General features: G+C 69.7%; 24 protein-coding genes and 2 pseudogenes. 16 read left to right on the plus strand and 10 right to left on the minus strand.

The genetic code is table 11. From position 1 onward, the window contains the following. The first annotated feature begins 5 nt into the window (after positions 1 to 5). Positions 6 to 1,265: a DUF697 domain-containing protein gene (locus EPO13_03185; protein ID TAK70000.1), complete on the plus strand. Its 1,260-nt coding sequence runs from the start codon at positions 6 to 8 to the stop codon at positions 1,263 to 1,265. A gap of 15 nt (positions 1,266 to 1,280) precedes the next feature. Here the strand turns inward: EPO13_03185 and EPO13_03190 are convergent, their stop codons facing one another. Beyond that, positions 1,281 to 2,396: a hypothetical protein gene (locus tag EPO13_03190; protein ID TAK70001.1), complete on the minus strand. Its 1,116-nt coding sequence runs from the start codon at positions 2,394 to 2,396 to the stop codon at positions 1,281 to 1,283. Between the two features lie 139 nt (positions 2,397 to 2,535). Continuing rightward, positions 2,536 to 3,498 (minus strand): pirin family protein, encoded by a 963-nt coding sequence (locus EPO13_03195; GenBank protein ID TAK70002.1) that lies wholly within the window; start codon positions 3,496 to 3,498, stop codon positions 2,536 to 2,538. A 192-nt stretch (positions 3,499 to 3,690) separates the two neighbouring features. Here EPO13_03195 and EPO13_03200 point away from each other — a divergent pair, with 192 nt between their 5' ends. From EPO13_03200 to EPO13_03220, 5 genes are all read left to right on the plus strand, one after another. Continuing rightward, positions 3,691 to 6,330 carry a glucosidase gene (locus EPO13_03200; GenBank protein ID TAK70434.1) on the plus strand — a complete coding sequence of 880 codons (2,640 nt, stop codon included), beginning with the start codon at positions 3,691 to 3,693 and terminating at the stop codon, positions 6,328 to 6,330. A 139-nt stretch (positions 6,331 to 6,469) separates the two neighbouring features. Further along, positions 6,470 to 7,507, plus strand: coding sequence for a murein L,D-transpeptidase (locus EPO13_03205; GenBank protein ID TAK70003.1), 1,038 nt, complete (start codon positions 6,470 to 6,472; stop codon positions 7,505 to 7,507). A gap of 257 nt (positions 7,508 to 7,764) precedes the next feature. Next, positions 7,765 to 8,250: a hypothetical protein gene (locus EPO13_03210; protein TAK70004.1), complete on the plus strand. Its 486-nt coding sequence runs from the start codon at positions 7,765 to 7,767 to the stop codon at positions 8,248 to 8,250. Next, on the plus strand, positions 8,211 to 8,960 hold the full coding sequence (locus tag EPO13_03215) for a hypothetical protein (protein TAK70005.1): 750 nt from the start codon (positions 8,211 to 8,213) through the stop codon (positions 8,958 to 8,960). The genes EPO13_03210 and EPO13_03215 overlap by 40 nt, the downstream gene beginning before the upstream one ends. Continuing rightward, positions 8,954 to 9,400 carry a rhodanese-like domain-containing protein gene (locus tag EPO13_03220; protein ID TAK70006.1) on the plus strand — a complete coding sequence of 149 codons (447 nt, stop codon included), beginning with the start codon at positions 8,954 to 8,956 and terminating at the stop codon, positions 9,398 to 9,400. The genes EPO13_03215 and EPO13_03220 overlap by 7 nt, the downstream gene beginning before the upstream one ends. Here EPO13_03220 and EPO13_03225 read toward each other — a convergent pair. Then, entirely contained in the window at positions 9,383 to 10,435 is a 1,053-nt protein-coding gene (locus tag EPO13_03225) for a Ku protein (protein ID TAK70007.1), read from the minus strand. The two genes, EPO13_03220 and EPO13_03225, sit on opposite strands and share 18 nt — an antisense overlap. Before the next feature lie 232 nt (positions 10,436 to 10,667). Continuing rightward, positions 10,668 to 10,937: a DUF3263 domain-containing protein gene (locus tag EPO13_03230; protein ID TAK70435.1), complete on the minus strand. Its 270-nt coding sequence runs from the start codon at positions 10,935 to 10,937 to the stop codon at positions 10,668 to 10,670. 210 nt (positions 10,938 to 11,147) lie between these two features. Here EPO13_03230 and EPO13_03235 point away from each other — a divergent pair, with 210 nt between their 5' ends. From EPO13_03235 to EPO13_03245, 3 genes are read left to right on the plus strand one after another with little or no spacing between them, the layout of a single operon-like run. Further along, positions 11,148 to 11,840 (plus strand): TetR/AcrR family transcriptional regulator, encoded by a 693-nt coding sequence (locus tag EPO13_03235; protein TAK70008.1) that lies wholly within the window; start codon positions 11,148 to 11,150, stop codon positions 11,838 to 11,840. A gap of 19 nt (positions 11,841 to 11,859) precedes the next feature. After that, positions 11,860 to 13,593, plus strand: coding sequence for an ABC transporter ATP-binding protein (locus tag EPO13_03240; protein ID TAK70009.1), 1,734 nt, complete (start codon positions 11,860 to 11,862; stop codon positions 13,591 to 13,593). Further along, the gene (locus EPO13_03245) at positions 13,590 to 15,584 is read left to right on the plus strand and encodes an ABC transporter ATP-binding protein (protein TAK70010.1); all 1,995 of its coding nucleotides are present in this window, start codon (positions 13,590 to 13,592) and stop codon (positions 15,582 to 15,584) included. Before EPO13_03240 ends, EPO13_03245 begins: the two co-directional genes overlap by 4 nt. A 70-nt stretch (positions 15,585 to 15,654) precedes the next feature. On the opposite strand, the gene EPO13_03250 is transcribed toward EPO13_03245, so the two are convergent. Then, positions 15,655 to 16,494, minus strand: a complete 840-nt coding sequence (locus tag EPO13_03250; GenBank protein ID TAK70011.1) for an enoyl-CoA hydratase — start codon at positions 16,492 to 16,494, stop codon at positions 15,655 to 15,657. Positions 16,495 to 16,702: 208 nt separating this feature from the next. Between EPO13_03250 and EPO13_03255 the strand changes: the two genes are divergently transcribed. Next, positions 16,703 to 16,876, plus strand: a complete 174-nt coding sequence (locus EPO13_03255; protein ID TAK70012.1) for a CsbD family protein — start codon at positions 16,703 to 16,705, stop codon at positions 16,874 to 16,876. A gap of 189 nt (positions 16,877 to 17,065) precedes the next feature. On the opposite strand, the gene EPO13_03260 is transcribed toward EPO13_03255, so the two are convergent. The 4 genes and pseudogenes from EPO13_03260 to EPO13_03275 all read right to left on the minus strand — a co-directional run bounded on the left by EPO13_03260 (position 17,066) and on the right by EPO13_03275 (position 19,607). Continuing rightward, positions 17,066 to 17,716 (minus strand): NAD-dependent epimerase/dehydratase family protein, encoded by a 651-nt coding sequence (locus EPO13_03260; GenBank protein ID TAK70013.1) that lies wholly within the window; start codon positions 17,714 to 17,716, stop codon positions 17,066 to 17,068. A gap of 163 nt (positions 17,717 to 17,879) precedes the next feature. After that, positions 17,880 to 18,637: pseudogene (locus tag EPO13_03265) on the minus strand (SDR family oxidoreductase). After that, positions 18,634 to 19,068 (minus strand): deazaflavin-dependent nitroreductase, encoded by a 435-nt coding sequence (locus tag EPO13_03270; GenBank protein TAK70014.1) that lies wholly within the window; start codon positions 19,066 to 19,068, stop codon positions 18,634 to 18,636. Before EPO13_03270 ends, EPO13_03265 begins: the two are co-directional and overlap by 4 nt. 74 nt (positions 19,069 to 19,142) lie before the next feature. After that, a pseudogene (locus EPO13_03275) lies at positions 19,143 to 19,607 on the minus strand (hypothetical protein). A 261-nt stretch (positions 19,608 to 19,868) separates the two neighbouring features. On the opposite strand from EPO13_03275, the gene EPO13_03280 reads away from it, so the two are divergent. From EPO13_03280 to EPO13_03305, 6 genes are all read left to right on the plus strand, one after another. Then, positions 19,869 to 20,381: a MarR family transcriptional regulator gene (locus EPO13_03280; protein ID TAK70015.1), complete on the plus strand. Its 513-nt coding sequence runs from the start codon at positions 19,869 to 19,871 to the stop codon at positions 20,379 to 20,381. Between the two features lie 50 nt (positions 20,382 to 20,431). Continuing rightward, positions 20,432 to 21,238: an SDR family oxidoreductase gene (locus EPO13_03285; GenBank protein TAK70016.1), complete on the plus strand. Its 807-nt coding sequence runs from the start codon at positions 20,432 to 20,434 to the stop codon at positions 21,236 to 21,238. A gap of 44 nt (positions 21,239 to 21,282) precedes the next feature. Further along, a complete protein-coding gene (locus tag EPO13_03290) occupies positions 21,283 to 21,828 on the plus strand; it encodes a nuclear transport factor 2 family protein (protein TAK70017.1) in 546 nt (181 codons plus the stop codon). A 158-nt stretch (positions 21,829 to 21,986) separates the two neighbouring features. Then, entirely contained in the window at positions 21,987 to 23,192 is a 1,206-nt protein-coding gene (gene chrA, locus EPO13_03295) for a chromate efflux transporter (GenBank protein TAK70018.1), read from the plus strand. Between the two features lie 97 nt (positions 23,193 to 23,289). Continuing rightward, positions 23,290 to 23,553, plus strand: coding sequence for a type II toxin-antitoxin system prevent-host-death family antitoxin (locus tag EPO13_03300; protein TAK70019.1), 264 nt, complete (start codon positions 23,290 to 23,292; stop codon positions 23,551 to 23,553). 1 nt (position 23,554) lies between these two features. Next, positions 23,555 to 23,944, plus strand: a complete 390-nt coding sequence (locus EPO13_03305; GenBank protein TAK70020.1) for a PIN domain-containing protein — start codon at positions 23,555 to 23,557, stop codon at positions 23,942 to 23,944. 205 nt (positions 23,945 to 24,149) lie between these two features. Here EPO13_03305 and EPO13_03310 read toward each other — a convergent pair whose 3' ends face one another. Further along, entirely contained in the window at positions 24,150 to 24,725 is a 576-nt protein-coding gene (locus EPO13_03310; protein TAK70436.1) for a maleylpyruvate isomerase family mycothiol-dependent enzyme, read from the minus strand. Between the last annotated feature and the right edge of the window lie 9 nt (positions 24,726 to 24,734).

Genomic DNA, 24,734 nt, shown 5'->3' on the forward strand with positions numbered 1-24,734 from the left:
GATCGGTGAACGACGAAACTGGTCGACCGGAGCCGCGGTACCACCCGGAACCGGTAGCCGGCCCGCGCGCCGCAAGCAGCAGTTCCAGCGGCGCTGATCAGCGTCCGGCAGCCGACTACACGGCCGCCGACGTCACCGGAATGCTGCAGGACCGGATGCAGCAGGCCTATACCGAACTGGGCCGGTTCAATCTCGCCGTGTTCGGTCGCACCGGTGCCGGCAAGAGCACGCTGATCAACGCGATCTTCGGGGCCGAGGTGGCGGCAACCGGCATCGGCGCGCCGGTCACGACCGGCCTGTCCTACCACCTGCACCCGTCGGGCTACCTCGGGCTCTACGACTCCGAAGGTTTCGAAACCGGCCAGGCCGGCGATGCAATCGTCGCCGCCCTGCAACACGCGGTGCGATCGCGCCGCGCGCTGCCGATGTCCGAGCAGATCCATGCCGTCTGGTACGTGGTGCGTTCCAGCGACCTCCGGTTCGAACGCAGCCAGGGTGACTTCGTCCGGTCGCTCGCCGAACTGGGTTTGCCGGTCATTCTCGTCCTCGCCCAGGTCCCGTCCCGCGACGGCCAGGTGCACCCTGCCGTCGCCGAACTCGCGGCTCATATCGAGTCGCTGCGGCTGCCGATCCGGCCGGACGGACGCGTCATCGCGACCAACGCCGTCGCCGATTCCTTCCATGGGACACCGGCTTTCGGCCTGTCGGCGCTGCTGGACGCGACGTACGCGGTGGTCCCGGAGGTGGTCGAGCAGGCCCTGACCGCGGCCCAGGTACTCGACCTGGGCCGGAAAAGAGCTGCCGCCAGAACGGTGATCAACAAGGCGGTCGCCGTGGCAGCGGGCATCGGAGCGACTCCGATCCCGTTCGCCGACGCGGCGTTGCTGATCCCGGCCCAGACCCTCATGATCGCCCGGATCACCGCGGCGTACGGCTTGCCGCCGCGACAGGCCCGGGCAGCCGCCATCGCCGGCGCCGCAGCCTTGACCACCGGAGCGACCATGGCCGGCAAGTCGCTGGTCACCGGGATTCTCAAACTGATTCCCGGTGCCGGGACGGTCACCGGCTCGACGATCTCCGCCACTGTCGCCGGCACGTTGACCAAGGCCGTCGGCTGGGCGTGGGCCCAGGTGTGCGAGCACGTCCTGGCCCTGCCGGCGGAGGAACGAGCCCGATTCCTCACCGGTCCGGGCGCCCGCGACCTGTTCGTGTCGGTCCTGCGCTCCCGCGGCCGCGATGCGGCAACGGGACTGGGGCGCAACTGAACTCGATCGGGCCGCTCAGGTCGACGCGATCTGACGATCGGTAGCCCGGCGACCGGCGGCGTGGCGACCGGCGGCGGTGCGGACCAGGTCGTGGACGAATCCCAGCTTGGCGACGACGGCCGGCGGTATGACGAACGGGTACAGGTCGTCGCGGCCCATGCTGCGGTTGACCGCGTTGAGCGCGTACGTGAGCGGCAGCCACAGCCGGATGACGTCGGAGATGTCCTCGATCGGCGCGAGGTCGTCGACCGGGCGGGCGGACAGCGGGGCAACCGGGTCGCGGCGTACCGGAGCGTCCGGCCCCGCCACGCTGATGCCGTACGCCGACGCGGTCTGCAGGGTGTCCTGGATGTGCAGGTAGTGAGCGAACGTCTCGGCCCAGTCCTCCCAGGGGTGCGACGTCGCGTAGCTGCTGACGAAGGACTCGGGCCATTCCGGGTCCGGCGGGCCGGCGTAGTGGCGCTGCAGCGCCTCCCCGTAGTCGACCGACTCGTCGCCGAACAGCTCGCGGAAGGCGTCGAGGTGCTCCGTACCGCCGACCAGGACGTCCCAGAAGTAGTGCCCCACCTCGTGGCGCAGATGCCCGAGCAGGGTCCGATACGCCTCGCCCAGGTGGACCCGGCGCGCCTCCCGGCGCGGGTCATCAGCCTCGGCGAGGTCCAGGGTGACCACGCCGTCGTCGTGGCCGGTGACGACCGGACTGTCCCGGCTGGACAGCAGGTCGAACGCCAGGCCGTGCTCACCATCGGTGGCCCGGTCCACCACCGGCAGCCCCAGGTCGTTCAACTGGAAGACCAAGCGCCGCTTGGCTGTTTCGACCCGAGCGAAGGCGACGAGCGCATCCGCGTCGTCGTCAGCCGGCCTGGTCCGGGTCAGCGCGCACGACTCGCAGAACACCGTGTCGGCGGCCGCGAGGACCAACCAGTTGCACGAGGCCAGCGCCAGGTTCGCGCACGGCACCCAGGAGGCTCCGTCGGCGTCCTCGTACTGCGGCGGGCGGTCCTCGTCGACCGCCAGGGCAACCATCGTTGCGGCCTGCGGCAGGTATCCCAGCGACGTCCCGCAGTTCAGGCACAGGGAGTTCTCGAACGAGACCAGCTGATGGCAGCGAGGGCAACCGAAGGCACGCATGGCCGGTGTCTACCCCAACGCCGTCCCGAGCGAACCCGCGCCATCCCGCACTCCTGGCCGCGTCGTCAGGGGTGCGGGACAGCCAGGGCGACAGTCAGGGCCGGCTGCCGGTCACGACCTGCCGGTCAGGGGCCACCGGTCAGGGCAGCCGGCCAGCGGGCACTGTCCCCATCCGGCCGGCCTGGAAGTCCTCGATGGCCGCGACGATCTCGTCGTGCGTGTTCATGACGAACGGACCGTGGTGCACCACCGGCTCGCGTAGCGGCTGGCCGCCCAGCAGCAGCACCTCGAGCGCCGGGCTGGCGACGTCCTGACGGGCCTCCGCCGCCACGGTCACATAGTCGCCGGCGCCGAACACCGCCAGCTGTCCCTCCTGGATCGGCGTGCGTTCGTCGCCGACCGTGCCGCGACCGGACAGGACGTAGACCAGGGCGTTGTACGACGACGGCCACGGCGCCTGCAGCCGGGCACCGGCCGCGACCGACGCGTGCGCGTAGACGATCGGCGTCCACGTCACCCCCGGCCCCCGGTAGCCGCCGAGTTCGCCGGCGATCAGGCGCAGCAGGGTGCCGCCGTCGTCGCTCGCGACGAGGGTCACGTTGCCGCGGCCGATGTCCTGGTACCGCGGCGCGGTCATCTTCAGCGCGCTCGGCAGGTTGACCCACAACTGCACGCCGTGGAACAGACCGCCCTTGGCCACCAGTTCCGGCGGGGGCGTCTCGATGTGCAACAGGCCGGATCCTGCTGTCATCCACTGCGTGTCGCCGTCGGAGATCAAACCGCCGCCGCCCGTGGAGTCCTGGTGGGCGAAGGCGCCGTCGATGATGTAGGTGACCGTCTCGAAACCCCGGTGCGGGTGCCAGGGAGTTCCCTTGGGCTCACCTGCTCCGTACTCGACCGCCCCCATGTGGTCCAGCAGCAGGAACGGGTCGGCGACACTCAGCGGAAGCCTGCCGGGGAAGGGGCGGCGTACCGGAAAGCCCTCGCCCTCATAGGTGGACAGAGCGGTCACCACGCGCGAGACCGGCCGCGCCGTCGAGCCAGGCGCGGGAGCGGCGAGGCGGGGCAGGACCAGCAGATCGGCCACGGTCACAGCGGGCATGACAGCCTCCTCAGCGATTCGTTGACGACTCAACCATCGCAGGAACCCGGGCATTCCGGCGGTGCCGCACGGCAGGGTGGGCCCATGAGTCCCGTCCAGCCCGATCCGGTGCAACCCAGTCCCGTGCAGCCCAGTTCTGTGCGACCCGGTCCTGTGCAGTCCGAGCCCGTCGGCACGTCCGAAGCCCAGCGTATGGCCGACGCCGGCAGCCCGGAGTACGGGCCGGAAGAAGCCGGGCCGTGGTACCGGTGGGGTCCGTACCTGTCGGAGCGCGGCTGGGGTTCGGTCCGGGAGGACTACTCCGCGGACGGTGACGCCTGGAAGTCCTTCCCGTACGACCACGCCCGGAGCCGGGCATACCGCTGGAACGAGGACGGGCTGGCCGGCCTGTCGGACCTGCACCAGGACATCTGCCTGGCGATGGCGTTCTGGAACGGTCGCGACGACCACCTGAAGGAACGCCTGTTCGGCCTGTCCGGACCGGAGGGCAATCACGGCGAGGACGCCAAGGAGTACTGGTGGTACCTCGACGCCACCCCGAGCCACGCGTGGCTGCGGTGGCGCTACCACTACCCGCAGGCGGCATTCCCGTACGACGACCTGCGGGCGACCAACGCCCGTCGCGACCGGACCGAGCCGGAATACGAACTGCTCGACACCGGGGTATTCGACGACGACCGGTACTGGTCGATCGACGTCAGCTACGCCAAGGACTCGCCCACCGAGATCTTCGTCCGGGTGCAGGTCACCAACGAAGGCCCCGAAGCGGACACCATCCACGTCCTGCCGCAGCTGTGGTGCCGAGACGAGTGGACCTGGGGTCGCCGTCACCAGCGGCCCGAGGTGCGATTCGACAACGGCCGGATCGTCTGCGAGCACTGGCGTGCCGGCGTCTACCACCTGCAGGCGGCGCCTGGCCCCGATGGCGTGATGCCCGAGGCTCTCTTCTGCGACAACGAGACCAACGTCGCCCGCGTGTTCGGCGCGACCGACGTCCCGTCACCGGCGTACCCGAAGGACGGCATCAACGACCACATCGTGGCCGGGGCGCCGACGGTCAACCCCGCCCGGGTGGGTACGAAGGCGGCGTGGCACCACGTCGTCACGGTGCCGGCTGGCCAGACCGTCGAGCTGCGGTTCCGGCTGTGGTCGCCCAGTAGCGAGCCGGAGATCGAGACCGACTGGGCCGGAACGGACTTCGACCGCGTGCTGGCGCAACGTGAACGCGAGGCCGATGAGTTCTACGCCACGTTGGGCCCGGCCGGGTGCGCGCCGGCGGAGCTGCAGGTGATGCGGTCGGCATTCGCCGGCATGATCTGGACCAAGCAGTTCTACCGCTACGACGTCCGGCTCTGGCTGACCGGCGACCCGGGCTCGCCACCCCCGCCGGACGGGCACCAGCACATCCGAAACAGCAACTGGCGGCATTTCGACGCCTACGACGTGCTGTCGATGCCCGACGCCTGGGAGTACCCGTGGTTCGCAGCCTGGGATCTGGCCTTTCACACCGTCGTGTTCGCCCACGTGGATCCGGGTTACGCCAAGTACCAGCTGCTGCTCATGCTGCGCGAGTGGTACATGCATCCCAACGGTGCGCTGCCCTCGTATGAATGGAACTTCGACGATCGCAATCCGCCGGTCCACGCCTGGGCAGCCATCCGGGTGTTCGAGATCGACGGCGGTCGCGATCACGCCTTCCTCGAGCGCGTGTTCCACAAACTGCTGCTCAACTTCACCTGGTGGGTCAACCGGGTGGACGCGGACGGAAACAACGTCTTCGAGGGCGGGTTCCTCGGACTGGACAACATCGGGCCGATCGACCGTTCCCACCTGCCGGGCGGCTGGCGGATCGAGCAGGCCGACGGCACTGCCTGGATGGCGTTCTACTGCCTGTCCATGCTGCGCATCGCCCTGCGGCTGACCGAGCACAACGAGGTCTACGGCAGCCTCGCCCTGAAGTTCCTGGAACATTTCGCCGCGATCACCGACGGCTTCACCACTGCTGACATGTGGGATCCAAGCGACGGCTTCTTCTACGACCAGTTGGTGCTGCCGGCCGGTGAGCGAGTGCCGTTGCGCGTCCGCAGCGTCGTCGGGGTGATTCCGCTGCTGGCGGCGGCGCTGCTCGAACCGATCCCTGGTGTGACGGCGACCGAACGCACCCGGCGACGGGTCTTCGACTTCATGCGCCGGCGCGGCGTCGACGAGGACGCCATCGACACCGACAAGGCCGGCTTCGTGTTCCGGGCACCACAAGCGGCTGGGTTGCTGCTCACCGTGGTCGACCCCGAACGGCTGCGCCGCGTCCTGCTCGAGGTCCTCAGTGAGGACTCGCTGCTGTCGCCGTACGGCGTGCGTTCCCTGTCGCAGCGGCACCGGGACGATCCCTTCGTCGTGCGGGTGGCCGACCAGGAGTTCCGTATCGACTACGAGCCGGCCGAGTCGACCACGGCGATGTACGGCGGAAACTCCAACTGGCGCGGGCCGGTGTGGTTCCCGATCAATCATCTGGTGGTGGAGGCGCTGGAGCGCTACCACATGTACCTCGGCGACACCTTCACCGTGGAGTGCCCGACCGGCAGCGGGACGATGATGACGCTGCAGCAGGTGGCCGACGAACTGCGTCGCCGGCTGATCTCGCTGTTCCTTCCCGGGGCCGGTCGCGTCGCGCCCGCTTTCGGCGAGCGCGACCGGTGGACCGACAGCCGCTGGTCGCAGCATCCGCTGTTCTTCGAATACTTCGACGGCGACACCGGTGCCGGCCTGGGCGCCTCCCATCAGACCGGGTGGACCGGGCTGGTCGCCGATCTGATCATCGGCCGGAAGGGCTGACCTCAGCAGTCACATCAGTACCATCAGCCACGCGAGTCGTGGTGCTCGCTCAAGCGCGCCCGCATTCCGGCCGAGGAGGTGATCAGTGACCGCACGACGGCACGGCAGGCACGCCGCCGAGCCGCAGGAAGGAGACGCCGTGCCAGGCCGTCCGAACCGGGCTGTCGCCATCACCCTGGGACTGATCGCCGGTGGCGCCGCAGTTGCCGTCGGCGTCCCCCTCTCGACCGGTCTGACCATGTCGTCCTCACCTGTCGCCGCCGCGGCCACGGGGTCGAGTTCGCCTGGGTCGAGCGGTGGCGCCAGCGCCCAGTCGCCGGCCGCCACGGCCAACGCCGCTCCCCCCGCGTCGATCCCCTCCCCAGCCGTCGCCGGCGCCACGATCCCGTCCGCGACCATGGTCGCCCCGTCGGCCGCGCCGAGCACCTCGCAGCTGCCGGCCACCGAGGCCGGACCGACCGGGTTGCCGACGACCGGCGCCGCTGCCGGCGAGCTGGTGACGACCGGCGGGCCGACGCCTGCGGCCACGACAGCCGCGCTGGCGGCAACGGTGGTGAAGCCGGTACTGCCGGTCCGGGCGGGCAGCGTCGGTGCCGACGTCACCGCCGTACAGCAGCGGCTGAGCTGGCTCGGCTACCGCATCAAGGACACCGAACTGGCAACAGCGACCTTCGGGCGGACCACCCAGCAGGCGGTGAAGTCGTTCCAGGGCAAGTGGTCGCAGCGTGCCACCGGTGTGGTCAGCAAGCCGACATGGGCCGAACTGAAGCGCAAGTCCGGAACAGTCGGCTCGCTGCCGGCCGCCTGCACCAGTGTGCGAGCCGCGCTGTGCGTGGACAAGGATCAGAAGGTCCTGCGGTGGGTGCGCGACGGCGTCGTCGCCCTCACCGTCGACACCCGATTCGGCCCCGAATACTCGGCGGCTCTGCGCACTCGCGAGGGCATCTTCACCGTGTACCGCAAGAGCCGGGACCACGTGTCGTCGAAGTACCACACCTCCATGCCGTTCGCGATGTTCTTCTCCGGCGGCCAGGCGGTGCACTATTCGCCGTACTTCGCCCGGGACGGCTACGCCGGCAATTCACACGGCTGCGTCAACGTCCGCGACTACCAGGCCATCAAGAAGTTGTTCGACCGCGTCGCGATCGGTACCCGGGTCGTCATCTACCAGTCCTGAGATCGCCGGCGGCGCACGAGCCGACGGCGGGACCGCGACAGGGCGGCGAGCTGACCACGGGCGACGACCGGGCGGCGGCGCGACCAACCCGCCGGCGCAACGCCCGCTGCAGGTGGCCGGCTGCGTCTGGGCTCCTGCGTCTGGCTGCTGCAGGTCGCCGGCTGCAGCTGGGCCGCTGCGACAAGACTGCGACCTGCTGCGCTGGACGTCATGTGCCTGCGGGGCCACCATCGTGCCAACCGGCCCCGGAGGTGCCCATGACCGCTCCCACCACCCCGCCCACCAGCGCCGCCGGGCTGCAAGGCCGGCCGCTGGAGCTGATGCGGCAACAGCGGATCGGCCTCAAACAGGGCATGAGCGGCCTGGAGTCCGCATTGGCGCAGCCGGCGCCGGGCCGGTTGAGTGCCTGGGCTGACGGTGCGCGGACAGCCAGCGCGACCCTCCGGACCGCCTTCGAGGTCCACGTCGAGGTCAACGAAGCGCCCGACTCCTTCCAGCACTCGGTCGTCGTGCACGCGCCCCACCTGCTCGGCAAACTGCAACGGCTGGAACGAGAACACGTCCGGCTGCGGCGGGATCTCGACGAACTCGACCGCGTGCTGCAGCAGGTCGAGGACGATGACCAGCTGGCGGAGGCACGCGAGCGGGGCAACCAGCTGCTGCTGGCGCTGGTGCACCACCGGCAGCGTGGCGCCGACCTGGTGTGGGAGGCATTCGCGGTCGACGTGGGCGGCGAGGACTGATCACGCGGCGGCGGCATCGCCGGGCTTGCCGCGGCTCGACCGGCCCGGTATCGGCCTGTCGTGGATTCCTGGCTTTGTCAACGGATTATGTAGGGATACTATGGCGCTCCGGTCCGTCCAGGAGAAGGAGCGTCGCCGTGGCTGCCGCGCCTCGTATCGCCGTACTGCCGAGCCCCTCGCTTCGCAGGAACGCGAGCGGGTCGACATGCCAGCGCGGGCCCGCCAGACCCGATCCGGCAACGGCACCGGCACCGGCACCGGCCGAGGGGGCGGGCGCCGGGGCCGTCCTCGCCCGGTTGATCCGACAGGGCGTCGACTGGCGGTCGGTCGTGCGTTACGACGACGCCGACCGTTGGTTCACGCGACTGGGCGTGGTGGACGGGCACGAGATCTGGCTGCTGTCGTGGCTTGCCGGCCAGCAGAGCCCACTGCACGACCATGGGGATTCCTCCGGCGGCTTCGCCGTACTCGACGGTGGGCTCGACGAACTGGTGGTGCATCGTGACGGCACGCTGGTCCGACGACGCTGGTTCCCCGGTGCCGTCGCGACGTTCGGCGCCGAGCACGTCCATCGGGTGGGCAACGACCTGGCAGCGCCAGCCGTGAGCCTGCACGCCTACACCCCTCGGCTGCGCACGATGCGCCGCTGGACCTACGACGACGGGGCGTTGACGCTGGTGGGGACCGAGCGCGCCGGTGCGGACTGGTGACCGGGTCACGCCCGCCGGGCGCTCGGACGATCGACGAGTTGCTGGCGGCTGCCCGCAGCAGGTTCGAACGACTGGATCCGACGAGCGCGGCGGCAGCCGTGGCGGGCGGCGCGGTCCTGGTCGACATCCGGCCGGCCGCGCTGCGAGCGGCCGAAGGCGAAGTGCCCCAAGCACTTGTCGTGGAACGCAACGTACTGGAGTGGCGGTTCGACCCGACGTCTGACGCGCGGCTGCCGATCGCGGACTACGACCTGCAGGTCGTCGTCATCTGCCAGGAGGGTTACACCTCGAGCCTGGCCGCCGCGGCCCTGTTGGACCTGGGTGTCGGCCGGGCCACGGACGTCATCGGCGGGTTCGCGGCGTGGCGAGCGGCCGGCCTGGCCACGACGACCCCGCCGTCGACACCGTCGCCCGGCAAGGTGTCAGGAGCTCTTGCGTAGCGGCCGAACCCGCTGCGCCTTCGTCACGGCGGCTTCGAGTTCCTCGCGCGACATCTTCGACCGCCCGGCGATCGCCAGATCGCGGGCCAGCCGGTCGAGGTCGGCGCGGGTCATCGCCGCGACGTCGCCCGCCGGCGGCGGCGTGGCCCGACCGGCGCGCTTCTTCGACGGAGCCGGCGCTGCGTGCAGATGCCGCCCACCGGCGGCATGCTCGTCGGTGCTGTCCTCGCTCGCCGCAGCCGAGGCCTGACTGGCGGCGGAATTCGCTTCCACGCTGCGGCGCAGCGCCTCCATGAGGTCCAGCAACTCGTTCGAGCTGTCCGGCGCCTCGGCGGCGACGTACTCCTGGCCCGCCCCCTTGGCCTCGATGAGCTCCATGACCTTGGCGGTGTAGGTGTCGGCGTACTCCGCGGGATCCCACGGCTTGGCCATGATCTCCACCAGGTGCGCGGCCATGTCCAGCTCCGGCTTCGAGAACTCGTGACCGTCCGGCAGGGTGGACAGTTCCTCGCGTGGGTCGCGAATCTCGTCGGCGAAGAACAGCTCCTCGAGCACGAGCATCCCGTTGTGCGCGCGGACGAGCACGAGCGCCTGCTTGCCGCGCATGACGAACATCGCGACGCCGGCCCGGTTGGTCTTCTCCAACGCGGCCAGCAACAGGGCGTAGGTCTTGCCGCCGTCGGCCTTCAGCGGGGCCAGGTAGAACGTCTTCTGGAAGTACATCGGGTCGACCTCGGCAAGGTCGACGAACGCCATGACGTCGATCGTCTTCGACCTGCCCGGAGCCACGGCGTCCAGCTCCTCGGGTTCGACCACGACGTACTGCCCGCCGCCGAGGTCGTAGCCCTTCACGATGTCCGAGCCGGCCACCTCGTCGCCGGTCCGCTCGTTGACCTTGCGGTAGCGGATGCGATCGGCGGTCCCGCGCTGCAACTGGTTGAAGTGGATGGTGTGCTCGGACGTGGACGGATAGAGGCCGACCGGGACGCTGACCAGTCCGAAACTGATCGCGCCGGTCCATAGGGGTCGCGCCACCGGACCTCCTTCTCAGGTCCGATCACGCTACCCCGCTCCCCTGCCCTGTGCCCACCTGACGCGCGTCCCACTGGTCACTCTGGGCTCAGGCCCGCAGGGTGGGCCACTGCCACGAAGCGGGCGGGTACGGCAGCGTCGTGCGAGCGGGGACAGGCGTCCAGGGGTCGCAAGGGCAGGGACAGGTCGCCGGGCGGAGCGGTACGACGGGAGGCTCGGCCGGTCGCGGCGGCGATCAGCTGCCGAGCAGCTCCCGGGTGTGCTGGGTCCGCCGGCGTGCTCGCTCCCGGCGCAGCCGCTTCACCACGAGCGGGTCGTACTGCAGCGCGGCCGGCTGATCGATGAGGACGTCGAGCAGTTGGTGGTACCGCCGGGGCGAGAGCCGGAAGATGGTCCGGATGTGCTCGGACTTCGGGCTGGCGAGCACAGGGGCGTACCGCTCGAGTTCGAGCATGGCGCGGTGCCGGTCGGTCAGGCCGCTGGACCCCGCCCCGCTGGACCGCATTGTGCCGGCCGGCGTTTCACCGGACTGCGTTCGGCCGGACCCGATGCCACTGGACTCGATGCCGCTCGACTTGGTCATGTCACGACCGTAGGAGCCGGGTCTGACAGTCCGCCGTGCCACCGCCAGGGCGCCGGTGACCGCTCGACTGCGAGCCCGTGCCGTGGCATCGGGCAGCAGGGCGTCGGCGAGACCGCAGGAGGGACTAGCTGAGTGAGTACTCACTCAGCTACCCTCCTGGCCGTGACGCTTCCCACCCCGACGGTCGTCGCACCCGGGCGCGCCCGGCCATTGCCCGCCGACGAACGGCGGGCGCTCATCGTCGCCGCCGCCCTGCCACTGCTGCGCCGGCATGGCGCCGCAGTGACGACGCGCGAGATCGCCGAGGCGGCAGGGATCGCCGAGGGAACGATCTTCCGGGTGTTCCCGGAGAAGCAGGCGCTCATCGATGCGGCCGTCGCCGCTGCGCTCGACCCCGGTGCGGCGCTGGCGGACCTCGACCGGGTCGACCTCGCGGCGCCGCTGGAACGCCGGCTGCATGCGGTGCTGGAGATCGGCATCGCACGGATGACCGAGATCATCGAGCTGATGTTCGCCCTCGGGGGCAACCGGCGTACGACCGACCGGCCGTCGCCACCGCCCGCGTTCGACCGTGACGCCATCGTCGAACGGATCGCCGAGATCCTGCAGCCTGACGCCGCCGCACTACGCCTCACGCCGCTGGAGGTCGCCGGCCTCGTGCGGACGTTCGCCTTCGCCGCCGCCCATCCGGTGCTGCGGCACCCCAACCCCATGACCGCCGACGAGGCCACCCGCCTGCTGCTGCACGGGGTCGACCGGCGGCCGGCACCCGACGCGATCGGAAACGATCCGGCGGCAGATCCGATCCAGGGAGATTCGTGTTGATGTATCGACGGGGGGGCTCGTGCTGATCGCCCTACTACGACGGTTCCTGCGGCCGCACCGCCGTGACCTGCTGGCTGTCGTCGCGCTGCAATTCGTCGCGACAATGGCCGCGCTCTACCTACCGAGCTTGAACGCCAACCTCATCGATCTCGGTGTGGCGCAAGGAGACACCGGCTACATCGTCCGCACCGGCGCGGTGATGCTCGCCATCACCCTGGTGCAGGTGGCGGCATCGATCGCCGCGGTCTACTTCGGTGCGCGAGCCGCCATGGCGTTCGGGCGCGACACCCGTGGCGCGGTGTTCGCCACCGTGGGCACCTTCTCGGCCCGCGAAGTCAGCCACTTCGGCGCGCCGTCGCTCATCACTCGCACCACGAACGACGTCCAGCAGGTGCAGGTGCTGGTGCTGATGAGCTGCACGCTCATGGTCTCCGCGCCGATCATGTGCGTCGGCGGGATCATCATGGCGATGCGCGAGGACCTGGGACTGTCCTGGCTCATCGCCGTGGCCGTCCCCGTCCTGGTCCTGCTGATCGGCAGCGTGATCCTGCGGATGGTGCCGCAGTTCCGGCTGATGCAGAAGCGGATCGACAACGTCAACCGCATCCTGCGCGAGCAGATCACCGGCATCCGGGTGGTCCGGGCTTTCGTCCGCGAACCGGTGGAGCGGGCGCGGTTCGCGGTCGCCAACGACGACCTCACCGTGACCGCGTTGCGGGTAGGGCGCCTGATGGCGTTGATGTTCCCCATCGTGCTGATCGTGCTGAACCTGTCCAGCGTTGCCGTGCTGTGGTTCGGCGGCCACCGTGTCGCCGACGGTGCGATGGAGATCGGGGCGCTGACGGCATTCCTCAACTACCTCATGCAGATTCTCATGTCGATCATGATGGCGACCTTCATGCTCGTCATGATTCCGCGAGCGGCCGTCTGCGCGGAACGACTGGGTGACGTGCTGAGGACCACCACCTCGGTCGTCATCGCGGACCGGCCGGTGACGACGGTGCCGGAGCGAGCCACCGTCGAGTTCCGGGACGCCGCCTTCGGCTACCCCGGTGCCGCGGAGCCGGTGGTCCGCGACCTGCGGTTCCGGGCGACGGCGGGCACGACCACCGCGATCGTCGGCAGCACCGGCGCAGGCAAGACCACACTGCTCTCGCTGATCCCGCGGCTCGTCGACGTCACCGCCGGCGCCGTCCTCGTCGACGGTGTCGACGTCCGCGAGCTGGATCCAGCGGCGCTGTACTCCCGCATCGGCCTGGTGCCGCAGCGGGCCTACTTGTTCACCGGCACGATCGCCTCGAATCTGCGGTACGGCAGGCTCGCGGCGACCGACGAGGAACTGTGGGACGCCCTGCGGATCGCGCAGGCCGACGACTTCGTCGCCCAGTTGGCCGACGGCCTGCAGGCCCCCGTCGCCCAAGGTGGGACGAACTTCTCCGGCGGCCAGCGACAACGACTGGCCATCGCCCGCGCCATCGTCCGCCGACCGGAGATCTACCTGTTCGACGACTCGTTCTCCGCGCTCGACCTGGCGACCGACGCGCGGCTACGAGCCGCGCTGCGCCCCGTCACGTCGCAGTCCGCGGTCATCGTGGTGGCCCAGCGGATCTCCACGATCCGGGACGCCGATCAGATCATCGTGCTGTCCGACGGGGTCATCGTCGGGTCCGGTACGCACGACGAACTCGTCGCGACGTGTCCGACGTACGACGAGATCGTCACCTCACAGCTTCCCGCGGAGGCGTCGGCATGAGCGACACCAGACCGCAGCGGAGTCCGGCTGGCCCGGCCACGACCACCGCGCCGAGCGGACCGCCGGCCCGGGGACCCGCGGCGGCGATGTTCGCCGGCATGCCGGCGGAGAAGGCGCTGGAATTCGGTCCGTCGGCTCGCCGGCTGCTGCGCCGGATGTCCCCGGACCGCCTTCTCGTCCTCGTCGTGCTGGCGGCCACCGTCGTCAGCGTCGCGCTCAACGTCATCGGGCCGAAGCTGTTGGGCGACGCGACGAACCTCATCTTCGCGGGCGTGGTCGGCCAGCAGTTCCCCGCCGGTGCGACCCGTGACCAGGTCATCGACCAGGTAGCCGCCAACGGCGACAACGGCCTGGCCAGCATGCTCGGCGGGGTCGCGTTCACCCCCGGCCAGGGCGTCGACTTCACCGCGGTAGCCCATGTCCTGGCGCTGGCGGCCGTGCTCTACGCGCTGGCCTCGGTGTTCCAATGGCTGCAGGCCTTCGTGCTCAACGGGATCGTGCAACGGACGGTCCGCCAGCTGCGCGACGACGTCGAGGCGAAACTGCACCGGCTCCCGCTGTCCTACTTCGATTCCCGGAGCCGCGGCGAGGTCCTGAGCCGGGTGACCAACGACATCGACAACGTCGGACAGAGCCTGCAGCAGAGCATGAGCCAGCTGCTGACGTCCGTCCTCACCGTGATCGGCGTCCTGACGGCGATGCTGCTCATCTCGCCGCTACTGGCGATCGTCGCCGTCGTGATGATTCCGCTGTCGATCGTGCTCACCCGAGCCATCGCCAAGCGCTCCCAACCCCTGTTCGTCGCCCAGTGGTCACACACCGGCCGGCTCAACGGCCACATCGAGGAGACCTACACCGGACATGCCCTGGTGAAGGTGTTCGGCCACCAGGGCGATGCCGAGGCCGAGTTCGACGCCCGCAACGGCGAGCTCTACCGCACCAGCTTCGGGGCGCAGTTCCTCAGCGGCGTGATCATGCCGACGATGATGTTCCTGGGAAATCTGACCTACGTGCTGATCGCCGTGGTCGGCGGCCTGCAGGTGGCGAGCGGATCGATGAGTCTGGGCTCGGTGCAGGCGTTCATCCAGTACTCCCGGCAGTTCACCCAGCCGCTGACCCAGCTGGCATCGATGGCCAACATCGTGCAGTCCGGAGTGGCCTCCGCCGAGCGCGTCTTCGAGTTGCTCGACACCGACGAGCAACGCCCGGAGGTAGACGCGGCGGGCCCGGCCGGGCCGGCGCACGGCCGCGTGGAGTTCGAGCACGTCTCCTTCCGCTACCTGCCGGACACGCCGCTCATCGACGATCTGTCCCTGGTGGCAGAACCGGGCCACACTGTCGCGATCGTCGGTCCGACCGGTGCCGGCAAGACCACCCTGGTCAACCTCGTGATGCGGTTCTACGAGCTGGACGCTGGCCGGATCACGCTGGACGGCCGCGATATCGCGCTGATCCCGCGCGACGAGTTGCGGAAGAACATCGGCATGGTGCTGCAGGACACCTGGCTGTTCCACGGAACCATCGAAGAGAACATCCGCTACGGCCGACCGAGCGCGACCGCCGAGGAGGTCCGCGCGGCAGCGCGCGCCACGTTCGTCGACCGCTTCGTGCAGACACTGCCCGACGGCTACGCCACGGTGATCGATGAAGAGGGCGGCAACGTCAGCGCCGGCGAACGACAACTCATCACGATCGCCCGGGCGTTCCTGGCCGCGCCGAGCCTGCTGATCCTGGACGAGGCGACCAGTTCGGTGGACACGCGGACCGAAGCCCTACTGCAGCGGGCGATGTCAGCGTTGCGAACCGACCGGACGAGTTTCGTCATCGCCCATCGGCTGTCGACCATCCGCGACGCCGACCTGATCCTGGTGATGGCCGACGGCCGGATCGTGGAGCAAGGCAGCCACGGACAGCTGCTCGAGCAGAACGGGACGTACGCCGCGCTCTACGAAGCCCAGTTCGCCGGCGCGACGGCGGCGGCCGACGCCTGACCCCGTCGGTCACGCCGGCGCCCCGGCTGCTGTGAGAACAGGGCCGGCGGGGTCCCGTGACCGCCGTCGGTCAGGTGGTGAAGGGCGGTTCGACCCGGCCGGGAAACACGTCGGGCAGGTCGGCCGGGACCGTGCCGGTGAAGGCCGCGTCACGCCGGTCGAAGAAGGACGCCACCCCCTCCGTCGAGTCCGGGCTCAGGCCCCGCAGGTACATCGCTCTGGACTCGACGATGTTCGCCGCCATGGGATGCGGCTCGCCGAGCATGCGCCACACCATCTGGCGGTTGAGCGCCACCGAGACAGGAGACGCCTGCTTGATCTGCGCAGCCAGGGAATACGCCGCCGGCAACAACTCCTCGGGCGGGTGAACCGCGCTCACCAGGCCGGTGCGCAACGCTTCGGCGGCATCGAAGACCCGGCCGGTGAATGACCATTCCAGCGCCTGCGACACCCCGACGACGCGCGGCAGGAACCAGGTCGAGCAGCTCTCCAACACGATGCCGCGCTGGGCGAAGACGAAGCCGAAGCGCGCCCGGTCCGACGCGAGCCGGATATCCATGGGAAGCGTCATCGTGACGCCGATGCCGACCGCGGCGCCGTTGATGGCGGCGATCACCGGCTTCGTACAGTTGAAGATCCGGACCGCCAGTTCGCCACCGGAGTCCCGCAGCCGGTCAGCCTCGGGTTCGTCCAGTCGAGCGAACGTCTGTGGCCCCGGGCTCAGATCCATCCCCGCACAGAACGCCTTGCCGGATCCGGTGACGACGACGACCCGGACGTCGTCGTCGGCGTCAGCACGGTCGAAGGCGGCCATCAGCGCGTCCTTGAGCGCGATGTTGTACGTGTTGAGCTCGGCGGCCCGATCCAGGGTGATGGTCGCCACCTGGTCGGCCACGTCGTAAGCGATCATCCGGCCACCCTGCCGCGCCCGGGGCCCGATGTCACGTCACCGGCAGTCAGGGCGACGCCGTCGTCCCGACTCCGCACCGCGTTCGCTGACCGGATGGCGTGCGTGTAGGCCTGACCTGGCCGGGTAGGACCGCCGCGCCGCCGGAAGGCGGCGCAACGCACGGCTACGAGTCAGCGCCGTGCAGCCGTCCACCGAGGAGGTTCGTGCCGTGAGTGGCATCGACAAGCTGAAGAACGCCGCCGAAGACGCCGTCGGCAAGGTCAAGGAGGTCGTCGGCGACAAGACCGACAACCACGACCTGGAGGCCGAGGGGAAGACCGACCAGACGAAGGCCGACCTGAAGGATGCTGGCGAGAAGGTGAAGGACGCCTTCAAGCACTGAACAGCCGCCATGCACGAACGGCCACGTACTGAACGGCAGTGCGATGAGCCGAACCGACTAGCCGCCGGCACCGCGCTCTCACGGGCGACGGTGCCGGCGGTTCGTCATGTCAGCTGCGCCGACAGCTGCGCACCGGACAGCGCCGAAGCCAACATTGGTCGCCCCGGTGACGAACTCAAGAGCGAGCCGTCAGTAGCCGACGGTGAAGCGCTGCCGCGAATGCCGCTGCTGTTCCACCTCGTCGATGATGGCGACGGCATAGTCGGGTACCGAAATCGCGCTCTTGCCGTCGGCGCCGACCAGCAGGGCGTCCCCACCGACCCGGAAGTTCGCGGTTCGCTCGCCTGGCCCGAACCCGGGAGATGGGCTGAGGTAGGCCCAGTCCACGTCCTGCACCGTGCGCAGGTAGTCCAGTTCGGCGACGTGGCCGCCGGCCCATTCGCGGAACTGTTCCGGGATGCCGCCGCTGTCCAGCAGGCTCACGCCGGGCGCCACTTCGAGGCTGCCCGCGCCACCGACCACGATCAATCGCGGCGCGGCATCACCGAGTTCCCGAAGCGCGGCCACCAACGACTTCGCGGCGGCCAGAAACGCTGCCGGCTCCTGCTGGGCGCCGTGGGGCGCCTTGTAGGCGCTGATCACCACATCGGCGCCCGCGGCGAACGAGCGAACCGCCTCGGAATCCAAGACGTCGGCGGTCACGCTGCTGACGCCCGCCGGCGCGTCGAATGGCGCGATCCCGCGGGTCACCGCGGTCACGTCGTGACCGCGCGCCACGGCCTCGGACAAGATCGCCCCGCCGACGTTGCCGCTCGCCCCTACCAGAACGATCTTGCTCACAGCGACCCCTTCGTCCGACTGCTCGTGTTGGCCCCCCGGCAGCAGGCATCCTAGTCACGGAAGCGGTCCGCTCCGGCGCGGGCCCCTTGGCCGATGACGACCGACGCCGCTGTTCGGCAGGTCAGCCGGGCCGCCCTCGCAATCACCCGCCGCGCGGCGCGTGTCAGACCAACACCGCCCCGCCCGCCACGTCCACGACGATGCCGCTGACCCAGGCCGCAGCGTCCGAGGCCAGGAACACCGCGGCGGCCGCGACGTCGTCCGGGGTGCCGAGCCGGCGTAACGGGTGTTCGTCGGCCAGTCGCCGCTGCAACTGACCGGGGATCTTGCGCAGATTCGCCTCGGTCAGGATCGTGGCGGGCGCGATGCAGTTTGCCCGGATGCCGTAACGACCCGCCTGTGCCGCCAGGTCCTTGGTCAGCAACTCGATACCCGCCTTGGCCGCCGCGTACGCAAGAGGAGACCCCGAATTCGGCCGGCGGGCCGCCGACGACGAGACGGTGACGATCGACCCATGACCGCGAGCCTTCATACCGGGCAGGAATGCCTTGATAGTGAGGAACGTCGCCGTCAGGTTCGCCTCGACCGAGTCGCGCCACCCTCGCTCGGGATGTCCTCCAACGACATCGGCGGTATCGGGCTGCCGCCGGCATTGGCAACGAGCACGTCCACGACGTCGAACCGTCGTTCGATCCGATCGCGCATCGCTTCGACCTGTTCGCCGTCGGTGAGATCGGCGACGACCACCATGGCGTCACCGCCCGCGTCGGCGATCCTCGCTCGGACCCGCTCGAGGGCCTCCCGATCGCGACCGTGCAGCACCAGGTGCGCTCCCTCCTCGGTGAACCGCAGCGCGATAGCCGTACCGATGCCACGAGAACTTCCGGTGACCACGGCGACTCGACCTGCCAGGGCATTCATCGACCATGTCCCGGCAGCCGGTCCAGCGAGCGGATCAGGAAGACCGGATGGTCAGCGGGATCCGGCAACGCGTGGAAGGTCCGTTCGACGGTCGGGCGTTTGCCGAACTCTCGCCGATATGCCGACAGCAGCGGCGGCCGTTCGCCAACCGGTATCTCCACCACGCTGAATTGCTGGGTTCGGCCGCTCCGCGTCAATTGGCCGCGCCCGGCGGCGCGCAGGTTCCGTGACCACTCGGTGTCGCCGTACGCCGCGACCAGGTACTCCTGGCCGTCGTATCGCAGTACTGCCACCGATACCGACTGCCGCTGCCCCGAGGTACGGCGCACCACGGACAGCCGGCCAACGATCGACGGACGAAACAGCCGCGCCAGCCGACTGCCGACGACCCGAGCTGCCCACGGCGGTCGCACGTACCGTCGGGTGCTCATGCCGTCCGCATGGTTCCGGCCGCACCGGTCGCCGCCGTACCACCCGGGGCGACCCGGCCGACGAGCCGGCGCGACCGCTGGTGCGGCAACAGCAGGCCGGCCACCACGAGCCATCCCAGCGCCGGGAAACGGGCGATCGGCACCGCGACGGCCAGTTCCGGCCAGATCAGAACGACAGTGACCAGTTCGCAGCCGATCGCGATGACGAGCCCAGCGAATGCCACGGCACGGGGCAGTAGCCCGAGGATCAGCGCGGGTACGGCGATACCCGCGAGCAGCAGGCCGACGAACACCACGCTCGCCGGTCCCCCGGTGAGGAAGCTCAGGTCGTGTAGTGACCGGAGCAGCGCCGGATCGCCGGCGACGGCGGGTCGAGACAACGTCCACTGCACGAGGCCGGACAGGCTCAACGAGCCGGCCGACAACAGCCCGCCTGCCAAGGCGATGGTGGCCCCGGGCGCGGTCACGCCGAGCTGGCGCAGCCGCGCAGCGGCGGTCGCGGCATAGACCGCCAGCGGGACCGCCGCGCCGAAAACCAGGACGCCGCTGGCCTTGATGGCGTCGGGTTGCGCGGCGACATACGCGGTGATCGCTGCTGGATCGTCGAAGGGCGAGGGCAGGACTCCGCCCAGCACAGCGCTGACCACTATGCCGCCGACGAACAGCCCGGCCGAAACCCCCGCCAGCAGCCCCAGCGGCGGGCCGCTCTGCGCTCCCGGACGCGACATGCGCTGCCTAAATATATGTGCTGACGAATCGTTCATAGTCTGAACGATATAGCGCCTGTATGATCTGCGCAAATGACTCCGCCCGCCGCTTCCCGCCGCCAATCCGGGCCCGGGCAACTCGCCTTCCTGCTCGCCCAGCTCGGCGGTCTTGCGGCGATGAGATTCGCCGAACGGCTCGCCCCTCTCGGCTTGTCGCCGCCGCAGGCCGGCCTGCTGCGGGCGATCGACGGCGATGCCGGCCGGTCGCAGCAGGCCGTGGCCGCCCAACTGGGATTGCTGCCGAGTCGACTCGTCGCGCTGATCGACGAACTCGAGCGAGACGGGCTCGTCGAGCGCCGACAGAACCCGGCCGATCGCCGTCACCACGCGCTCTACCTGACCGCCGACGGCGAGCAGCGGCTCCGTGACATCGGACGAGTCGCCACTGAACACGGAGCGGACTACTTCGCCTCCCTCGACGATCATGAGCGGACCGCGCTTGCCGAACTGCTCGGCAAACTTGCCACCCAGCACGGCTTGGCACCCGGTGTTCATCCGGCGTACCGCATGCTCGGGGCCGACAGCCAGGCCGGGCGGGTGGAGTGACCCGCCCATAACCCGGTGCGCCACATCAGTTCGCTCGAGAGGAAACATCGATGGACTTGCAACTCGACGGCAGGGTGGCGCTCGTCACCGGCGGCAGCCGGGGAATCGGCCTGGCGATCGCGCGCACGCTGCTGGCCGAGGGCGCCACGGTCGCCGTGCTCGCTCGTGACCGACAGCGACTCGCCGCGGCGCGCGACGAGCTGGCTGCCACGGCGGGCAGCTCGGTCACCGTTGCCGCCGTAGCAGCGGACACCACGGACGACGCCGCCGTACGGGCCGCGGTCGACCGGGTCACCGCCGAACTCGGAACCGTCCAGGTCCTGGTCAATGCCGCCGCGACGCCGGGCGGAAGTGCTCCCGGCACACCGCCGACCGGGGTAAGCGACGCCGACCTGTTGGCGGAACTCGACACCAAGGTCGTGGGCTACCTGCGCACCGCGCGCGCGGTAGCGCCCGGGATGATCGAACGCGGCTGGGGCCGCATCATCAATATCGGCGGCCTGGCCGCCCGCACCACCGGCACGCTCAGCGCGACGGTACGCAACGTCGGGGTGCACGCGGTGTCCAAGAGCCTCGCCGACGAACTGGGGCCGGCCGGCATCAACGTCACGACGGTCCACCCCGGAGCCACCGTCACCGAACGACTGCCCGAACTCATCCGGGCCCGAGCCGCCGCGAGCGGAATCGACGAGGCCGACGTCGCCCGCCGCATGGCTGCGGGATCGGCCATCGGCCGGTTGGTGACCGCCGACGAGATCGCCTGGGTCGTCGCCTTTCTGGCGTCCCCGCGCAGCGTGGCGATCAACGGCGATGCGGTGGTCGTGGGCGGTGGGTCTCCCGGCGGGGTGTACTACTGACCCGACGCCGGTGACGGCCCCGAGCGGTCGACCACGCGTCCGCGATCCCGGTACGTCGCCGGGCCATCCGTACGCCAGGAGGATCCGTGGAACTACCCGACGTCATTGCCCGCCAGGACATCCAGCGAGTGATCAACGCGTACGCCGTGTGCTTCGACTACATGATCTGGGACCGGATGGAAACCCTCTGGGCCGACGACGCCGTACTGATCCCCCCGGGCGGAACTCGGATCGAGGGCCGGGCAGCGATCATGAGCCGGCTGCGCCGGATGGAGATACGCGACCTCATCGCCGCGGGCGCCGCGGCCGCTGGCCGCGCTCCCCTGACCTTCATGCGCCACCACGTCACGACCTGCGACATCACCATTGATGACGCCACGACTGCCCACGGCACGACCTACTTCGCGGTCATCACCGACGCCGGTCTCGACCAGGCCGGCGTCTACCGAGACGAGTTCCGCCGGATCGACGGCCGCTGGCTCTTCAGCGTCCGGCGGGCCCGCGTCGACCTCATCACCCCTGATGCCTACTTCGGTGTGACGCGGGCGGCCGTGGCCGCCGACCTGGCCCGTGAGGGGTTGGACAGGTAGGCCGCACGGGAGCGGACGACAGGATCACCCGTGGCCCGGCCTACCGGGTCTCGTACCCGCACAGTTGGGCGCCGTCGGCCGGCAGGTGGGTGCTGTCCCGCGCGGCACGATGGCCCGGATCGGCCGGACACCGGATCTGAACCGTTCGGGTCGGAATGATGACCGGTGTGCCGGACGCGACGCCACCACGAGCGACGGCACCGCAGGAGCGTCCTGGGTCGGCGTGGGAAGTGCTCGGGGTCGCCCTCAAGCTGGGGCTGACGTCCTTCGGCGGCCCCAATGCCCACGCCGGCTACTTCCACGCCGAGTACGTCGTCCGCCGACGCTGGTTAAGCGACGAACTATTCGCCGAGTTGCTCGCGATTTCTCAGGCGTTGCCCGGGCCGTCGTCGTCGCAGCTGGGCGCGGCTATCGGGTTCTGCCGATCCCGCACCCGCGGTGCGGTCGCGGCCTGGCTGGGTTTCACCCTGCCGTCGGCGATCCTCATGATCGGGTTCGCCTGGTTCGCCTACGGTCGGGACCTGCGCGGCGCGGTGTGGTTGCACGCCCTCGGCCTGGTCGCGGTCGCGGTCGTCCTGGACGCCGTACTCTCCCTCGGCCGGCGACTGGCCTCGACGTGGCCGACCGCGGCGGCGGCGGTCGGCGCAGCGGTCGCCGTCCTGCTGATCCCGTCGCCGGTCACGCAGGTTGCAGTCCTGCTCGTCGCCGCAGCCATCGGAGCCGTATTCCGTCGCCGCACGATCACCGCGGCGATGCTGTCGACGCTGCCTGCCGTCACTCGCCGCGCCGGACGCTTGTGCCTGGCCGCGTTCGTCCTCGGCCTGGTGCTCCTCGCGGCGCTCGCGAACACGTCACCACTGGCAAACCTGGCACAGGCGATGTATCGCTCCGGGACCCTCGTGTTCGGCGGGGGTCACGTCGTCCTGCCGCTACTGCAGGCCTCCACCGTGCCGAACCTGGTCAGCGAACAGCAGTTCCTCACCGGATACGGTGCGGCTCAGGCCATCCCCGGGCCCTTGTTCACGTTCAGCGCGTTTCTCGGGCAGTCGTCGACGGGCCCGGTCGGCGCCATCGTCGCGGTAGTCGCCATCTTCGCGCCGGGCATGCTGCTGCTGTTCGGCCTGCTGCCGTACTGGACGCGGATTCGCACGGCACCCACCGTCCACGCCGGGTTGGTGATGGTCAACGGCGCCGTGGTCGGCCTGCTCGCGGCGGCCTGGTACGACCCGATCATCGTCAGTTCGGTTCACGCGCCGCTCGACGTCGCGTTCGCGGCGGCGCTGTTTCTGTTCTTGCGCTTGCGGGTGCCGCCGTGGGCCGTTGTCGTCGGCGCGATCGCGGCCAGTCCACTCCTTGGCTGGTGACGGCAGCTGCGAGAGCCCCCAACGATCGGCGACCGCATGGCGACCGGAGCTGGTGATGCACGAGATGGCGCGGGTGGACAATGTGCTACATTGAAGCATGAGCGAGGTCGGCATCCGCGCGCTGAAGCAGAACGCCTCTGCCGTCGTGGCCCAAGCAGCGACGGGCGAGACAATCACCATCACCGACCGGGGACGAGCCGTCGCCCGGCTGACGCCCTTGCCGTTGTCGCGACTCGCCGAGTTGGTCGGGGCCGGCCAAGCCCGCCGTCCACGCCGCGACATCACGAAGCTGCAAGCTCCCAAGCCTGGACCCAGCCTCACTGACGATCTGATCAAAGCCAGAAACACCGAGCGTTACTGAGGTGGCGCACTACCTGGACACCTCGGCCCTGACCAAGCTCGTCGTGGCTGAGGCGGAGAGCGCGCCGTTGCTTGCTTGGCTGCGGGCAGACCGCGAGCCGGTAACGTGCGATCTAGCTCGTACCGAACTCATCCGGGCGGTACGACGATCCGCTCCCGAGCGAATCCTGCAGGCCCGCGCTGTCCTCGACTCGTTGACCTTGATCGACGTAACGACTGCGGTGTTCGAGCAGGCCAGTCGTCTCGATCCGCTCACATTACGGAGCCTCGACGCGATCCATCTGGCCGCAGCGCTCGATCTTGGCGACGATCTGGACAGCATTGTCACCTACGATGATCGACTCGCCGAGGCAGCCAGTTTCCACGGAATAACTGTCACCGCACCCAGCTAGCCAGAGCCTGGCACGAAGCCGACGCGATCTTCGCTTCTCACCGAACTGGTGACCGCTACCCCCGGCCATTCGCCAGTTCCGCCCGTGGATCACCAGCACGTGCGACCACTCATTGCCTCGCTTCGGTGCGCTCCGCCGGCGCAGCCGTGGCCTTCAGGGTCGACGATATCCGGCCGATAACGCCGGACCGGCCAGCTGGAGAGAACTACTTCACAGTTTGTGCCCGCCGGTCCGACTGCCAGGCTGGGTCGCGGCCGATGAACGCCATCAGTTTGTCCTGCGCGGAGGCGTCGTCAGCGACAGGCACGGCCGGACCGTACTGCCCGCTGTCCCGCAGTAACTGTTCGATGGGTTTCATCGCCGCGAGAGCTGCGGCGCAGCGTTCCTCGCCCAAGTCAGGCTCGCGGCCCAGTGCCTTGGCGAGGTCCCAGGAGTGCAGCCAGATGTCGCCGGTGTAGAACTGATCGATCGCCTCGTCCACGGGCCTGTCCCCGGTATGCGGGTTGCTGAGCACCCGCCCGGCCGGGTCGTCGAGAATGGCCTGGATGTCGTGGACGTGCTGCTGCCACGCGACTACCGGGTCGGCCTCGACGTCCAACGACGGCAGCTCGATACCGGCACCGCGCAGGAAACCCCGCGACCAGCTGACCAGGTGGTCGACGACGCCGACCGCCGTCCATTCGAAGACCGGGCTGGGCCGCGTCCAGTCGGTGGTCGAGGCGGAATCGACCAGTGCGGTGAACCGGGCCGCGTCGTACGCGTGCTGCTGGGCCGGAGTCATGGCCGCTGG

This window comes from Actinomycetota bacterium, from assembly GCA_004297305.1.
GTDB lineage: Bacteria > Actinomycetota > Actinomycetes > S36-B12 > FW305-bin1 > FW305-bin1.

What these genes read in the sequence shown, in the direction of transcription:
- EPO13_03190 (TAK70001.1), bottom strand. Translation starts at nt 2,396, where the DNA reads ATGCGTGCCTTCGGTTGCCCTCGCTGCCATCAGCTGGTCTCGTTCGAG.
- EPO13_03195 (TAK70002.1), bottom strand. Translation starts at nt 3,498, where the DNA reads ATGCCCGCTGTGACCGTGGCCGATCTGCTGGTCCTGCCCCGCCTCGCC.
- EPO13_03200 (TAK70434.1), top strand. Translation starts at nt 3,691, where the DNA reads ATGGCCGACGCCGGCAGCCCGGAGTACGGGCCGGAAGAAGCCGGGCCG.
- EPO13_03210 (TAK70004.1), top strand. Translation starts at nt 7,765, where the DNA reads ATGACCGCTCCCACCACCCCGCCCACCAGCGCCGCCGGGCTGCAAGGC.
- EPO13_03230 (TAK70435.1), bottom strand. Translation starts at nt 10,937, where the DNA reads ATGCGGTCCAGCGGGGCGGGGTCCAGCGGCCTGACCGACCGGCACCGC.
- EPO13_03245 (TAK70010.1), top strand. Translation starts at nt 13,590, where the DNA reads ATGAGCGACACCAGACCGCAGCGGAGTCCGGCTGGCCCGGCCACGACC.
- EPO13_03250 (TAK70011.1), bottom strand. Translation starts at nt 16,494, where the DNA reads ATGATCGCTTACGACGTGGCCGACCAGGTGGCGACCATCACCCTGGAT.
- EPO13_03270 (TAK70014.1), bottom strand. Translation starts at nt 19,068, where the DNA reads ATGAGCACCCGACGGTACGTGCGACCGCCGTGGGCAGCTCGGGTCGTC.
- EPO13_03280 (TAK70015.1), top strand. Translation starts at nt 19,869, where the DNA reads ATGACTCCGCCCGCCGCTTCCCGCCGCCAATCCGGGCCCGGGCAACTC.
- EPO13_03285 (TAK70016.1), top strand. Translation starts at nt 20,432, where the DNA reads ATGGACTTGCAACTCGACGGCAGGGTGGCGCTCGTCACCGGCGGCAGC.
- chrA (TAK70018.1), top strand. Translation starts at nt 21,987, where the DNA reads ATGACCGGTGTGCCGGACGCGACGCCACCACGAGCGACGGCACCGCAG.
- EPO13_03300 (TAK70019.1), top strand. Translation starts at nt 23,290, where the DNA reads ATGAGCGAGGTCGGCATCCGCGCGCTGAAGCAGAACGCCTCTGCCGTC.
- EPO13_03310 (TAK70436.1), bottom strand. Translation starts at nt 24,725, where the DNA reads ATGACTCCGGCCCAGCAGCACGCGTACGACGCGGCCCGGTTCACCGCA.